Consider the following 15,193-nt stretch of genomic DNA (forward strand, 5'->3'; position numbering starts at 1 on the left):
ATAACATCATATACAACAAAGGGAAGTACCTTAAAATGCTTCCTTTTGTTAGTATGATTGTTGAAACTACACGATACTAATCAATTAGTCGCCGCCTTTGCAGGACTAACCATCAAGAAATCAATTATTCGCTGCCCTCGCAGGGCTAATTATTTGCTACCCTCACAGAGCCGCAGTAAATCATCTGTTTTAATAACACCACCTGAGGCTAGATTATTAAGATGTATATGACCAATTCGTACCCGAATTAATCGTAGCGTAGGAAAGCCTACAGCAGCTGTCATTTTGCGCACCTGCCTAAATTTCCCCTCGGTAATACATATAGAAACCCAACTTGTAGGACCATGTCTGTCACTTCGTATTTTTTTAGGAGGTGTTAGTACAGGAATATCATTTAAGCGTGATACCTTGCAAGGTAAAGTTGTATATCTTTTACCATCAAAGCCTATTTCTACGCCTTGCTTTAATCTTTTAATGGCTTCATCAGTAATTAAACCATCCAGCTGCACATAATACTCTTTTTCAATCTTTTTGCTACGTACTTGTTCGCTCACTTTTCCGTCAGTGGTAAGCAATAACAGTCCTTCCGAGTTCTTATCTAAGCGACCAATAGCCATAGTGTTTTTAGGAAAATTATAAAGCTCGCCCAATAAACGTTTGTTTTTTTGCTTTTTTTCGTTGTTCACAAACTGCGACAGAAAACCTTCTGGTTTGTGAATGATATAATGATGATGTCGTTCCATTTTTAAAATCTATCAATCCGAGTATGACACGAATAAATAATGCCCTGTTATAGCAGCTATCTAACCTTGTAAAGAAATGATTCGCAGTAACGCATGGTCATTTTGGTACTTTTAAAATCAATTATTTCCTGTAGTCGCACGACTATTTTCCGATACAATATTTTCTAAGTGTTTATATATAGTTGTTTAGTAGGTTTGAGTAGTAAAATAAGTGTAAAAATACTAAGATGATTTAAGAATTTTTAACCCCCTTAAAATCAGTATTAATTTAGTTGGTTATGTTATCGATAACACCAAAGCAAAGTAATCTTTTGTTTTTGAATTATTCTTCACAGACAATTCTATACAACTTTAATTAGCACTTCTCAGTCGAACCTCCATATCTCTCTTCATTTTTTAATGTTTAATAAACCTACAATTACATAAATCCAACTCTTCTGGGTTTTTCATAATTGTTGGTACTCTTGAAGTATGACCTTATTAGTTTTTCTACATCTTCCTTTCTAATTAATTGTAGATTTTGTGTTGAAATTTCTTCACTGTAAATTATTCTGCTCGCATGTATCAACTTTAATTTTTCGAACAGGTTTCTACATTCCCGTGCGTTTCCAAAATGCTTTGTTTTTTCCTTAGTTATTCTTGCAAAGAAAGTATTGAGTATAGTTATAGCCGAATTGTCCAATTGATAGTCTGCAGACTCAACCATCTTATAAAAAATTTGACTTAATGCTGTATCATCATAATCTGTAAACCTTAAATAATGTGGGAAACGACTTGACAAACCCGGATTTGAATTTAAAAAATTAGCCATTAAATCAGGATAACCAGCCAAAATGACGCAGGTAGAATCTTTAATATTCTCCATTTCTGCCACTAATGTATCAATAGCCTCTTGACCAAAATCCCTTTCGTTATCTTTTTTATATAAAGCATAGGCCTCGTCAATAAACAAAATACCACCGCGAGCCTGATCAATAAAGTTTTTCATATTGCGGGCAGTGTAGCCTATGAACTGATCCACAATATCATGCCGCTTTACAGTTACTACATGGCCCTTACTCAACACTCCAATGCTCTTATAAATTTCTCCTAAGATGGATGCTACAGTAGTTTTTCCTGTTCCCGGATTACCGGAAAAAATTGCATTTAACGACACTTCATCATCTGATTTTCTAAGTTTGGTCATTTTAACAAAGGCTGCATATTCTTTTATACTTTGTTTAACCGATTCCAGACCGACTAATTGATCTAAATTCAGCATGATTTCATTTAACGGACGACCTTTTTCTAGTGAATACTCATCCTTAATAGCATCCATCACATCAATTTTGGTGATCCACTTTTCATCCAGGAATTGTTGTTCATTAGCGCTAACTGCATTGTAATACCTAACTTCGCGGGACAACATAGTTGATAAGATGGGCTGAAATTGACGGGGAGCTAACTGCCTATTTAAAAAATGAAAATAATCTTTTGCCAAGTCCTTTGCATCCTGACTGATTGAATAATGTTTTTTTTTCAGATTATTTTTGAAATAGTTTAACAAATGATTCTCATTGTACTGCTTGAAGTGGAATATATGCTGAAAACAGACTCTTAGTAAAGGGTTAAGCGTTTCTTGTTTTTCCCATTCTGTTTTATTTAATGAGAGAATAAATATGTTTTTTGTATTTCGCTCCAAAAAATCACATAATATTTGCACCAAATCCGTTTTTGACACATCCAATTGCATTAAGCGTTCAGCATTAAGCTGATATTCCAAATTTTCGATCACCACAATTTTCCATCTCTGTTCCTCTAAAAAACTTGAGAAGTCGCTTGCTGATTCAATTTCATTAAAGCGATATCGAATAACTTCTACACGTTTATCATTCAATACATCTTCATAAACTGACTTTAAAAAATATGATGCTATGTCGAAGGGAGCAACATTATTTTGATTTATATACACCATATTGAGCGACAAGCCGAAAATATTGCTCAGCTTGGGTTCTGTAGAAAATATTGGTTTTAGATGATCAATGAATTTTAAAAAATCAGTTGGGGAAATATCTTCAATTTGTGCATCATTCGAATTTTCTTTCTCTAATTTTTTTCGAAAATCATCTGGCTGTAAATAAACAGTTAAGCTATGGGCAAAGTCAAAAAAATCGCTAGAAACCATATCTAACTCATCGGCTGGCAACAAATCAATGAGCTGAAAATCTTCCAGCATAGCAAAGCGAATATGATCATTCATGATACATTGCTTGTTATGCTCAACAAATGGATTTTCTCCATCTCCGGCAATGATCATATTTTTCACTTCAATGTCTCTGTCATTTGGTAAAACCTCCTCCAGTATCAGCTCTACTTCGGCTTTATTTTGTAGAATCTTTTCAAAACGCTCACTCTCGGCTTCTCCTTCTTCGGTTACTACCAAAAAATTGACCAGATAAATAATATACCCTCTATCTGCATCATCCTTATCTTTGGTTTCAGTAAGTAATAATAAATCAGCATTAAAGCCTGTAAAAACAATGTTTAGATCAAGCGTAGAAAGCTGATCGTGAATTTCTCCAAGAAATACTTTTTTCCACCCTTCATTCTGCTCATCAAGAAAAGAGGCATATAGCTTAAATGCTTCCGAATTATTATTTTCAGTGAGTTTTTGATTTGCTTTCTCTATTAAGTCCCAGTTGTTCATTTATACCTAAATTATCGTTTGTTCTGGATGTGTTTCAATTTAACCTTCTCCTGCTTCTCCTAAATCGCCATCAAAGGAAGGGTAATGCCCAAATGTTTAAATATCATGATTTTGTGAGTATTTACCATTTGTTTTATGAAACAAATTATTTAGATCTATTAATATTTAACTAATTGGAAAGGTACTTTTGCGAAAAATTGAAAATCCTCACCAGCTTTCTGAAAATCTTCATCATCAGATGTGTAATGCCAAAATATTTCAATTTTATCCCGTCCTGAATAGCTGTTGTTTATTTTTGAAATCAAGTTCAAAATTTGCTTTGAAGTCGATTTTGGAACATAATCTACACTAAAAAATACCTGAGTTAGTTCCTGTGGATCCTCAAAATATCTATCCATCCAAGCATCTAGCTCAGCAAAAAGGTCTTTTTGATCATAGGTAAAAGTACCTTTTACTTCAATTTTACCATTGTTGGCATCAGCAATTATTTCACCTTTATGTGTTAAAGATTTTAAATGTAGTTTTTTTAACATGTCAAATTATTAAATATCAGCAACTTGTTAGTTTGTTGTAGTGCATTGTAAACGGTGCTTACTTATGTGTATCCTTTAGTGTCAATCCATATGTCCAACCTTCAGTTCATCCGTTTTCTATCTAATGAATGGTACTTGTTCTGCCAGTTGCTCTATTAGTTGTTTTGAAATAGTGAGCATCTAATGCAGTGGGAATATTATTAATACAAATACTATCGCTACAAATAAAAGAAAAAGAGTAAGAACGGCTTTATTTTTCTCTTAGGTTCATGTTGTACTGAATCGACATGTTTGTTAAACGTTTCAGCATTTAATAATTTATCCTTTGTACTTTTATTTAAAAAACATTGAATAGAAACCAATAATTCATTTATTGCTATTTCTATATTAGTGTTTTTTTCATCAAACCAATGTGCTGAAGATATATATAAATTCCTTTCATCATCATGTGTTACATTTTCAAGTCTGAATGGAATAACTATTTTCCCACCCTTAATTTGCTCGCATCTTCTAAAGAGAAAGACCCTTCCAGTTTTATTATGCCCTCAGTCGTATCAGTTATTATCTGGCCGTCATTATTGGTGTATGTAAAATTCTGCATAGAGTAACTTGTCATTAATTAGTTCAAAAATAGTTTAATAGTTCAATATTCATATTTAGCAACTCTACAATAAAAATGCTTCATTTTGTTCTTAGGAAGCATGCTCTAATGCCTTTTGCTGCATACTTTGATACTTCTCATCATTTGTCGCTTCATATAGTTGCCTAAATAACTCTGCCGACATTTCAAACTGCACTCTTGCCTTTTTTTTTTTTCTTTTGAGATAGAACTGACCAAAAGTAAATAAACTTTCGGCTACTTTTCCCAATATTAAAAATTATGATGCATTCATCTTTAATTTAACCCAACTTTAATCTCTCAAATATTTCCTTAATTGAACTACCTTATTATTATAGTCGTATCCGTTTTCATTCAGTTCAATAAATAAATCCAATGCAGCAGAACCAGCTTTTTTAGCTTCATCATACTTCTTTAAGTTATGATATGTAACAAGTAAGTTATTGTATGCATCCGCTAATGTTATTTTATGTTTTTTCGGCTTTACCTGATTAAGAGGAATTAGTTCTTTTATAATTTCATTATATAGTTGTGCGCGTTTTTCAAATATTTTAAGACTACCATAAACCAAACATAAATTCAATTTAGAATTTACAAGTTCGATTATATGTTTTTCAACTCGATCTTCAGCTACTTTTCTTCGTATAAAAATACTCTCCTCAAACCTTTTCATACTATTTTCAAGGTCTTCCATCGAATAATATAAAACTCCCAAATTATATAATATGTCACCTAATTCCTTATCTGAATTATATTCTGAGACCATGGATTGCTTAGACTTTAGCTCAGAAATAAGAGCATTCTGGTGCATGAGTGCTTTTTTGTAGGCTGTTTCTGACTCATCATATTTCTTTAACCTATAATTTGCAAGGGCAAGTCCATGCCAAATCCTAGCTATTGCATATGTGTTATCTAAATTATCAGGAATTCTATTGCCGTATTGCATTCCTTTTAAGTAGATGTTTTTAGCATCTGCATAACGCCCTTGCAAGCGATGTTTTTGTCCTAATAGCATAATTGAAAATAGCAGAACTTTAGAAGCATGCCTCTTATCTTTATCATTGGTAATTACATCTTCTCCAATAGATATTGATTTCTCAAGCAATTCTATTATTTCCGATTCATCATGGGAAACATCATCATAAATATCAGCTAATTTATAAAACAAATCCTGCAAATATCCTGCTGACTCACGTGCTTCTTTTTTTGGCAATCCCTCTCCAATTTTAATGGCAATAACAAAATGCACTATTGACTTCTCAACATCACCTAGCCTCTTAAACAGTTCTCCTAAACGGTAATGAGACTCCATTAAGAGCGACAATGTATAAGGTTTAATATTCGATGGTAACTGTTCCTGGTAATTAATAAGGTAATGAAAAATATTTTTTGCGTCTTCTTTATTGGTCAATTCTGTATCTACTCCTAAGGTTAACAAAGAAGAATAACTTTTACGGAACAGTGGCAAAAACAGGCTTCGGTTCTGATTGACTAATTCTTCGCTTGTTTTCAGAGAAGCCTTAAAGGCCGCAAAGGCGTTTTTATTATTTTTAAGGTTTTCTGTATATAAAAGTCCCAAATTATAATACGATGTTTCTAAATCCGTTAATATTCGCTTTCCTCCTTCTTTATAAATTTGTTTTTTAATCGTGATTGCTTTCTTATGTAAGGACTCTGACAGCTCATTTTGTTTGAGATAATAACATGAAGTTGCATAATTTGTAAGAAGAATGGAATATTTATCTTTAAATCTCTCTGAAGTCTTCTTATTTAATTTCTCAAACAGAGGCATGGCCTCCTTAAAAGCGTTAATAGCCTCTTCAAATTCCTCACGTCTAGCAGAGTCATTGCCAATATTATGTAGAGACGTCGCTAAACCCTCTAAGTACTGTTCGCCATAGTCATCAGCCTGCTTCCTACGGATTTTAAGAGATTTTTCATAAACTTCCTTGGCTGCCTTCGGGTCATTTAAATCATGGTAAACACTCCCTAAATTATTATATATGGTAGCTAATTCAGTATCTACATTTTTATTGTGGTTGGACCTTAAAGCCAAATAAATATCAATTACATTTAGATAACAGCTCTTTGCTTCTTTATATTCATGGCATTGCTTTTTAACTGCAGCGATATTATTTAAGAGTGATGCTTTATCATACTGCTGCTTTTCGGAATTAGGTGAATGAGATTCTTTATTAATTTCAAAAGCCTTATCGTAATACAATAGTGATTTATCATTATCTCCAATCTGATAATATAAAATAGCGACATTATTTAGCACTGTACCATAATGTTTTAAGTATGATGAATCTATCTTAGACAAGTCGTGAAATATTACATTCAATTCTTCGTAAATTGAAATAACACTATTATATTTTTTTAAGCAGTGATAGTAATGGGCAATAGTAAACAACTGACCAGCTTGTTGATGCTTGTCTTTTGTCTTTGCAATATTTTGCTTTAATAATTCTAGTAAATCAAAGTTTTCATCAATATTATCAATATATATATTTAACTCCGTATTTAATCCATAACCATCATATAATCCCCAAAACACATTCGGATCACCAAGTAAATTTCCAAGTTCATTCCAATCTTTTAATTCATTATAAAGCCATGGTAAATTATGCAGCGATCGAGAGCTTAATGGATCTTTCTTAAAATATGCAACCTGTTGCTTTTGATAAGCATGTATTTTAGATTCATCTGTATGGTAACGGTCAGCCACAGCCTTTTGTAGCAGACCATGAAACCATGTCAAAACACCATCCTGTTCTTTTAAGTGTGGACGAAGAGTTTCATACAATCCAGACCATTCAAGATTTGTGAAATTTGTTTCGGAATCGTTCTTAACAATTAGTAGTATTTCATTCTCTGTCAATCCAGACCGTGAAACCCCCAAATGCATTAGAACCTTTTTGGCTCCGTCAAAGTCACGCTCTATGCGCTTCAATACTTTTTCAAAAAAGGCTTCCTTGCTGCTGGAAGTAATATAATTCGTGATATCCTTTTTAAGTGTGTTATGATTTCCGAGTAAGCGAACTTCCTCAATAAGGGTTCTTAAAATTAGTGGATTCTTTGATTCTTCGTCTTGAACAATTTCGCGCATTAAATCCTCAGGTAATTGCTTACTATAAGCTCCAAGTAACGCATTTATTATTTGCTCAATTTCAGGCAGATTAAGTGGCTCTACTTTAATCTCAATATATTTTCTTTCGCTAAGCAGAGAAACAGCAGAATGATTTTTATCTTTTATTGGTGACTTAACACTAAGAAGAATGCTTATATGATCTGGAATCACATCAGGTAGCCAGTTAAAATTATTGAGATTATCCAATTGATCTATGGCATCAATAACGAAAACATATTTTTTCCCATATGGTAATGATGAAACTTCCTTTATAAAAGCAGCCAGCAGTTCTTTTTCTTCATTAGGAACTTCAACTGGTTTATCCATATATCTTTGTAACTCTGCAATCAATCTTACGAGCAATGAGTCAAGGTTATCGGAATGCATCGAGCCTCCGCAAAAGTGGTAGAACACTTCACAGTTGCTACTGCGCCGTTGTTTATAAGCTACATAACTGGCCATTTGAGAGGTTTTGCCCGAGCCAACTCCTCCCGTTATAAACACCTTACCATTACTTTTAAGATTTGCTTCAATTTTCTGCAACAAACCATCTCTTTCAACAAAATAACGTAATCGATTATGGGCGAAACAGGCATGCTGCCAATTCTCTTTATCCAGTTTATTCGCAGATAGATTACGGTATCCTCCCTTCGAATTATTTAGCTTGTCGTTTTTTAATCCATCATCCAAGTCTAAAGAAAATTGCTTCTCAAAAAAATCATCAAAGCTATTTGAAACATACTGTTCCAATTCTTCATTGTTGGCAAATTCAATTTGCTCTTCCAAGAATGCCTCAAAGTTATTTGTAACTAACTGTCCTAATTCTTCTTTGTTGGCATATTCAGACAGCTGATTATTTGATAATTCTCTTTTGATTCTATTTTTAAGAACGAGAAGGGAAGTCTCCCCATTCTTTTTATCTTCATCATAATAATTAATTGTAGTATTCTTCGATTGCAATTCCTCTAAACACTCCTCACTTCTTGAAAAAAAATACGCTTGATTAGCAAGTTGTTTCTCTCTATCTATTTTTCCTAAAATGGCATAATCCATTTCCATTTCTGTTACCGAGAGTTTATTATCTATGTACTTCTTTACAATTGGATAATCTTTTATAATAGCGGTATCTTTCTCAATATCTGCATAGGTCGGTTGCCAGCCATATCTATGCCCTATTATTCCAATAAAAAATGGTAATTCATCGCTTTTCTCTTTACATAAATCAATTTCACTTAAACACAGTCGAACTACTTTTCCATTTTTAGCTTCCTCTTCGGTTATTCCCCATCGCAAATCAACTTCCGTAAGGTCAAGTCCTCTTTTACCTGCAATTCTTTTCAAGTGTGGGAAAACAACATTAATAAGATACTCCCGCTCTTCCTGCATATCAGCAAATGTGGAAGACAAAAAGACACGAATTGATTTCGACTTAAATTTTTCATTAAGGTCAGGCATGTGATAACTTTTCTCAGCCTTAGTTTTTCTCGTAAAAAAACGTTTAAAGTTTATTACCATGTTAAATTTTAATGATTAATCCATTTAACTTAATTGATGTTTAATGGTAAAAAATAGAACCTTTTCACTATTTCTTTTCAACATCTTCACTATACAAATGTAGCTTACCCAACTTATTCATTGGGGCAGGCAATTCTTTTTCAGCTGAAAGTTGGTATAGTTGTATCGATTTTTCGAGATTACTCTCTTCACAAATGCCACAATTATAACACAAACCTATAAGATGCATGGCCTCAGGTAATTGGTGTTCTAAAGCTTTTTTCCAGTTCTGATGGTTTGCTGGCGCATTTTCAGCTAGCCAAGCTGTTGTTTGAACAAGTGATTTTCGCTTCCTATCGAAATCAGTTTTAGTTACATTAATATAGTCAGGTATGATGGCAGTCATAATTAAATCAATTTGAAGGCAATAAAAACAACGACTCTTTAAATTGTAAAGAGTCATTCCATATTCTTTTTTCTAATATTCTTCTACTTGTTGTCTTTTCTTTCTTAACAACTCTGGAATATTCTTAATCGCATTTCTATCATATTGTTTGGTTGGCTCATCGAGTTCTGCATAAGGTACCATATCACAATGAATTTTCTTACTATCATCTTTTACTGTGCCATAGACATGACCAGATAAGGCTTTATTGGCCCACCAGCGTATATGTTCCATCTCCGACAGAATTTCAATTTCTTCATCAGATAGCTTATTAATTCCATCTAGGGTTTTGCTCGTATCGCCAATAGCCCGTGCTTTAATGGCTATATGATCGGCTTGCTCACGATTGGCATTTCTATTTTCGTTGGATAGTTCATCCCAAGGATATTGAGTAGCTCTCCTGTTAGGATTACTCCTGATCTCTTCGGGCAGTTTATTGTAATAATCACCATGAATAAACTTTGCCAATTCATCTAATTTATTGTTAAAAAGAGATTCCTGAGTAAACACTTTTTCAATTAAATTAAACTTGTGAATTTTTATCTGATTCAGCTGCTCAACCTTATACCATTTGTTAAGAATTCCATTGGGGTCAACTAATGATAGAATCACATTTAAAGTGTTATCTATATTTATTTTAGATAACTTATTCAGTATGTTGGAACTCAATGCATCATCTTCACATAAAAGATACACTGCTGTATAAGGGTTTTCTTTATGTGTTTTTTCAAACAATTCTGAATCAAACATATCTAAATCGTCATAACGTAAATTCAAATCAACAAATTTGCGAATTGGCTTGATATTGCGCTCCAAACGAGGAATCATTTTTTCATCTTCGTGAAAAAGTGTTATTTTAAGTCTTTTTAGATTGGCGTAATGGCCTAATCTTGCAAAACGTAATAATACACTCTGAACTAGCTGCCCTGAGCCAATTAAAGCAATGTGCATTTGAGGATCAGTAGGAGATTTTATATCTTGAAAAATATCAGGTGAAAATTCATTGAATAATATACGTGCAGCTCTTTCATTCGATGAAAATGTACGAATATGACAATTCGCTTTCTTCATATTTTGAGCAGAATAAGGCTTAAAGAAATTAAGTTCCTCAAGCTCGCTCATTTTTAAATCATTAGCCACATGGGTTAACAGGAGTTGTTCCTTATCTTTTCCCTTAGTCTTAAGGTAATCATATACGGCGTAAGTTTCTTCCAGATTTTTATCATCCTCTTGATCAATAAATACAATTGATTCTGATTTATGTGCAGATACAGTTTTTAAAAATGCAGACGATGTCAAATCACCATCTATACAAGTGATTCCTTTAAGACTATACGAATATTTGGTTTTAAATTCAGTTCGGTCAGCAATAACCACAACATGTTTTTTATGCTGAACTAGCTCCTTTATCAGGTTGTTAGAATGTATACGGTATGCAGAGATAATGACGTGGTTTTTGCGGAATTTTAATCGGAATACACTCATCTCACTATGGAGTATTAGAAGTACCGTTTTAAATGCCGCAAATAATACAACAAAAGGCGAAACCCAACGTGCTAACTCAAGACTTGGGGGCAATGGAGATTTAAACTCATCAGGAAATTCCATTCCGTAAAGTTTCAATGACTGAAAAGCCAAATCAATTGGCGAACGCTCAATACTAGTCTTCTCAAATAATATATGAAATCCATATATTCCAAGTAAATAGGATCCGATACCAATTACACCGATAATCCACCATTCATAACTTCTCCTATTCATTATTTACAGCTAAGGTTAATATAATCATCATAAATGCACATACGTCAATCAATAACTTATATTTACAGACTCTTAAGAAAATATGTAAATTGTAAAGATTGTGAAAATCAAATGTAATTATTAATGCTAAAATATTTAGGGAAGTTGGGAAAACTTTTGCATCATGTGGATGAAATTGATTATTGTTCTTTTCGTATAATCCTTCAGTTCTATGTATGTTGTATTATATTCAGTTGGATTTACTATAAAAATTAGTTCCCACTTAAAATTATCCAGCTATGGGAAACCTCGATTATGATATCCCAACATTTCTTATAGGTAATAGAGGGAAGGCCTTTGTCGAAATACGATTAGATGATTATAGTGCTTACTTTGACGAGGTGCTGAGTGTGCAAGAGAAGGTACGGCTTCTATAAAGTGTCATCATAGAATTATGAAAAGGAAGGGAAATCTGACAATAATGAAAAGGTGTTTTTATGACTGAAACGATAAGGTGAACTGGATGGACAAATGAGTTTCAATTATGCCCAATATTTTACTAAAATTAAAGGACCGTTTACTTCTGAACTGGAAAAGTATCTTTATGGACTCAGGAATCTAAAAATATTGCATAAAGGAGTTTACTTATATTCCAATCCGATTGACGATTAACGAATCTGTACGTTTTCTTTTTACTCAAAAAAGAGGTAAAGATTGTATTTTCTTAAAATAGTTTATGAAACTCTTCCTAAAGCGTGCACTCCCCAATAAATGTATAATATTTTCTTATTCTTTGTTCACTTTATTACTTAGATATGGCTTTCGTTATAAGCATGCCTCTCCTTAGAAATGTAAAGTAGTAAAAAACACAATTTATAGGAAAAAATAAACGAATTTGTTTATAATTGAATGGTTTTGTAATTTTGAAGAATTAAAATACTAATTATGCTACCCGATATAAATAAAATAAAAGGTATTCACCCAGGAGCTATTCTGAAACGAGAGATTAAAAAGCGAGGTCTGAAAAATAAGGATTTGGCTCTTATGTTAGATGAGCATGCTCAAACAATTAGTGCAATACTGAAGGAAAAAAGAAGTGTAAATCCTAAATTATCCATTAGGTTGGGAAAGCAACTAGGTGTGGAAGAAGATTATTTTATGCTTTTACAAGCCAGTTATGATGTTAAAAAGGCTTACCAGGAAACGAGCAAAAAATTATTCCCTAACCTAAAATCAATTAGAAAGGCTATTTTTTGGGATACCGATTTTGATAAAATAGATTGGTTGAAAAATAAGAGAGCTATTATAAAACGAGTTTTTGAAAGAGGAAATGAATTAGAAATTAGTGAAATATTAAACTTCTATGGAACTGCAGACGTAAGGCATGAAATAAGCAGTATAGGAAGTAGTTATTTGGATTCTTTTAGCAAGAATGTGGCAAAATATTTACATTAGTTATGACCATCTATAAAGAAACAGTTTCAGATTTACTTTGGGATACGCTTAAAAAATTAATGAAGTTTAAAGAACTGGATGCTTTTAGGTTGGTAGGAGGGACGTCTTTGAGTTTGCTTCTAGGGCATAGAATTTCCGTGGATATTGACTTATTTACAGATGCAGAGTATAAATCAATTGATTTTGATAAGATTGACAATTTATTTGAAACAAACTTTAAATACGTAGATTATTGCTTTGGAGGTAATGATAGCATGGGGAAATCATACCTGGTAGGCGCTCATAAAGAAGAAACCATAAAAGTTGATTTGTTTTATACTGACCCGTTTCAATATCCAATTGTAAACTATGATGGTATTAGATTATCTCAATTAGAAGAGATAGTTGCTATGAAACTAGAAGTTATTGGCAATAATGGAAGAAAAAAAGACTTTTGGGATTTACACGAATTGATGGAGTCTTTTTCCTGGAATGAGATGTTGAGCTTTTATGAAAAAAGGTATCCTTATAATAACACTAGGGAAGACATTATTAATAAACTGACAGATTTTAGTACTGCAGATACCGACTTAGACCCAATTTGTTTAAGAGAAAAACATTGGGAATTAATCAAGTTGGACATAGAAGAATCTATAGCTGAAAATCTGGATTAAATTAATTAATGTACTGATAATGTGTTTGTAAAACTGCTTACAGAACAAATTCTGAAAGCGTTATATGTATTTAGATATAATTAGTAGCTAGTTATGCTTTTTATATCTTAATGCATGTAATTTATTAATCAATACTCAATTACGAACGCCTTGCGTTCGTAATCTATTTGTTGTATTGTTCACTGGCTTTTGTAAGCAAATCACTCATTTTTTTCCTTAAAGAAGGAGGAGATAATACTTCCAATGCTGGTCCAAAACCTAGTAATAATCGTTCCAATTCATAATTAGGTATTAATTTAATACTGATGATAATTCCATTTTTATTTTGTTCAATGAGTTCCTGTGTCCAATGAATTGGTTTGGTTAAAACGTAAGGTGCATTTTCTTGGTTAATGGCTAATTTTATTATTCTTGGTACAAGACCATGATTTACGGTAACACCAATAATGTTTTCATAATAGGAGTGAGGATGAAAAGTTTCATCCATATTGAATTTAATATTCTCTGCTGGTTGGAAAGATTCAATACGATCCAATGCTAAGGTGATAATTGATTCTCCTTTTGTTTTTCTGCCCACTAAGAACCATCTATTGTTAAACTCCTTTAATAGATAAGGATGAAAATAGATACGCTGTGCTTTCTTGGCTTTAAAAGATTTATAATTAATAAGGATGACTTGCTGCTTAAGAATTACTTCGTACAATCCATTTAGATGCTCAAGACCTTTTAACTCTTCGTTGCGTTCAATATGTATGATTGGACGAGATTGATTTTGCTCAGTATGTATTTTGTTCTCTAATTTCTGTATTAGTCCTGTCATCTCTTTAAAATGACTAAATCCTTGAAACTGTTTTAAGATTTCTATTGCATCCGTTAGTTTATCTAAGTCCTGATTTGATAAGGGCAAATTTGTAATTGAATAATCAGGATCTTCATAAGTGTAGTACTTTTTATCGGTGATTATGATAGGAGCATTATATCCCAATTTCTCACTTCGCATGGTTTGAATATCCAATTGAATGGTGCGTTTACTAACCCCTTTGTCAATTCCCTCAAACTCATATAAAGCATCAGAACAAGTTTCAATTAAATCCTCTAAAGTCCACTTCCTATATCTGTTACGCAAGCATTTATCAATAGTAGTATATCTAATGAGGGCATTCCTATTAACTGGCATATTGTATTTTTTTTAAGAAAAATAAAAAAAATATTCTACTACGCAAAAAGATTGCGCAGTAACGATGAATCTTTGTAGAGTCAATCAGACAAACGTTCTTTGAATACACTCACTTTTGTGATTAAAAATATTTCTTCTCTGTATGAGAGGATAAAGACATGATTAAAACAAAGTTTCAAGGCTTGATGTAAGTTTCTGTATAGCTTCATAGTATTGGCTTAGTAAAGTTCAATGTGCTACTTGTTTTTTTGCTTTTTTTCATACCCGATGTGTGTTGGAGGTTCGAGCCCTCCTTCTGATAAATGTCAGAATAGCTAAAATAGGTAGAGCAACATCTCTAATTGGTAAGGTCGCAAGACTACAGGTTCGAACCCTGACTTTGAGTTGACTACTCACTTTTTAACAGTTACATGAAAGTAGAGTGACTAATAGCCAGTATTCATTTTCGGATGATAACAATCTTTGGCTTACTAGCGAATGAGGTGTAATGATTATTGCGGATAATTACTTACTCTATA

At 32.7% G+C, this 15,193-nt stretch carries 10 protein-coding genes; 2 read left to right on the plus strand and 8 right to left on the minus strand.

Annotation, left to right across the window (positions count from 1 at the left end; all coding sequences use genetic code 11):
- Positions 1 to 149 precede the first annotated feature (149 nt).
- The 7 genes from A8L32_RS21990 to A8L32_RS22015 all read right to left on the minus strand — a co-directional run bounded on the left by A8L32_RS21990 (position 150) and on the right by A8L32_RS22015 (position 11,411).
- A complete protein-coding gene (locus A8L32_RS21990; RefSeq protein WP_066633325.1) occupies positions 150 to 743 on the minus strand; it encodes a pseudouridine synthase in 594 nt (197 codons plus the stop codon).
- A gap of 418 nt (positions 744 to 1,161) precedes the next feature.
- Positions 1,162 to 3,429 carry an AAA family ATPase gene (locus A8L32_RS21995; protein WP_066633327.1) on the minus strand — a complete coding sequence of 756 codons (2,268 nt, stop codon included), beginning with the start codon at positions 3,427 to 3,429 and terminating at the stop codon, positions 1,162 to 1,164.
- Positions 3,430 to 3,587: 158 nt separating this feature from the next.
- Positions 3,588 to 3,962: a SiaC family regulatory phosphoprotein gene (locus A8L32_RS22000; protein ID WP_066633328.1), complete on the minus strand. Its 375-nt coding sequence runs from the start codon at positions 3,960 to 3,962 to the stop codon at positions 3,588 to 3,590.
- A gap of 692 nt (positions 3,963 to 4,654) precedes the next feature.
- On the minus strand, positions 4,655 to 4,831 hold the full coding sequence (locus A8L32_RS23575; RefSeq protein WP_158027279.1) for a hypothetical protein: 177 nt from the start codon (positions 4,829 to 4,831) through the stop codon (positions 4,655 to 4,657).
- 42 nt (positions 4,832 to 4,873) lie between these two features.
- Positions 4,874 to 9,166, minus strand: coding sequence for a tetratricopeptide repeat protein (locus A8L32_RS22005; protein ID WP_158027280.1), 4,293 nt, complete (start codon positions 9,164 to 9,166; stop codon positions 4,874 to 4,876).
- A gap of 127 nt (positions 9,167 to 9,293) precedes the next feature.
- Positions 9,294 to 9,611 (minus strand): SEL1-like repeat protein, encoded by a 318-nt coding sequence (locus A8L32_RS22010; protein WP_066633332.1) that lies wholly within the window; start codon positions 9,609 to 9,611, stop codon positions 9,294 to 9,296.
- Between the two features lie 72 nt (positions 9,612 to 9,683).
- A complete protein-coding gene (locus tag A8L32_RS22015; RefSeq protein WP_066633335.1) occupies positions 9,684 to 11,411 on the minus strand; it encodes a RyR domain-containing protein in 1,728 nt (575 codons plus the stop codon).
- Between the two features lie 924 nt (positions 11,412 to 12,335).
- Here A8L32_RS22015 and A8L32_RS22020 point away from each other — a divergent pair.
- Together A8L32_RS22020 and A8L32_RS22025 are read left to right on the plus strand one after the other, a co-directional pair.
- Positions 12,336 to 12,845 (plus strand): HigA family addiction module antitoxin, encoded by a 510-nt coding sequence (locus A8L32_RS22020; RefSeq protein WP_066633338.1) that lies wholly within the window; start codon positions 12,336 to 12,338, stop codon positions 12,843 to 12,845.
- A gap of 2 nt (positions 12,846 to 12,847) precedes the next feature.
- Entirely contained in the window at positions 12,848 to 13,498 is a 651-nt protein-coding gene (locus A8L32_RS22025; protein WP_066633339.1) for a nucleotidyl transferase AbiEii/AbiGii toxin family protein, read from the plus strand.
- Positions 13,499 to 13,661: 163 nt separating this feature from the next.
- On the opposite strand, the gene A8L32_RS22030 is transcribed toward A8L32_RS22025, so the two are convergent.
- Complete coding sequence (locus A8L32_RS22030) at positions 13,662 to 14,675, minus strand: helix-turn-helix transcriptional regulator (protein WP_066633341.1); 1,014 nt, start codon at positions 14,673 to 14,675, stop codon at positions 13,662 to 13,664.
- Between the last annotated feature and the right edge of the window lie 518 nt (positions 14,676 to 15,193).

This window comes from Labilibacter marinus (genome assembly GCF_001659685.2).
Taxonomy (GTDB): Bacteria; Bacteroidota; Bacteroidia; order Bacteroidales; family Marinilabiliaceae; genus Saccharicrinis; species Saccharicrinis marinus.

What these genes read in the sequence shown, in the direction of transcription:
- A8L32_RS22025 (WP_066633339.1), top strand. Translation starts at nt 12,848, where the DNA reads ATGACCATCTATAAAGAAACAGTTTCAGATTTACTTTGGGATACGCTT.
- A8L32_RS22010 (WP_066633332.1), bottom strand. Translation starts at nt 9,611, where the DNA reads ATGACTGCCATCATACCTGACTATATTAATGTAACTAAAACTGATTTC.
- A8L32_RS22015 (WP_066633335.1), bottom strand. Translation starts at nt 11,411, where the DNA reads ATGAATAGGAGAAGTTATGAATGGTGGATTATCGGTGTAATTGGTATC.
- A8L32_RS21995 (WP_066633327.1), bottom strand. Translation starts at nt 3,429, where the DNA reads ATGAACAACTGGGACTTAATAGAGAAAGCAAATCAAAAACTCACTGAA.
- A8L32_RS21990 (WP_066633325.1), bottom strand. Translation starts at nt 743, where the DNA reads ATGGAACGACATCATCATTATATCATTCACAAACCAGAAGGTTTTCTG.
- A8L32_RS22005 (WP_158027280.1), bottom strand. Translation starts at nt 9,166, where the DNA reads ATGCCTGACCTTAATGAAAAATTTAAGTCGAAATCAATTCGTGTCTTT.
- A8L32_RS22000 (WP_066633328.1), bottom strand. Translation starts at nt 3,962, where the DNA reads ATGTTAAAAAAACTACATTTAAAATCTTTAACACATAAAGGTGAAATA.
- A8L32_RS22020 (WP_066633338.1), top strand. Translation starts at nt 12,336, where the DNA reads ATGCTACCCGATATAAATAAAATAAAAGGTATTCACCCAGGAGCTATT.
- A8L32_RS22030 (WP_066633341.1), bottom strand. Translation starts at nt 14,675, where the DNA reads ATGCCAGTTAATAGGAATGCCCTCATTAGATATACTACTATTGATAAA.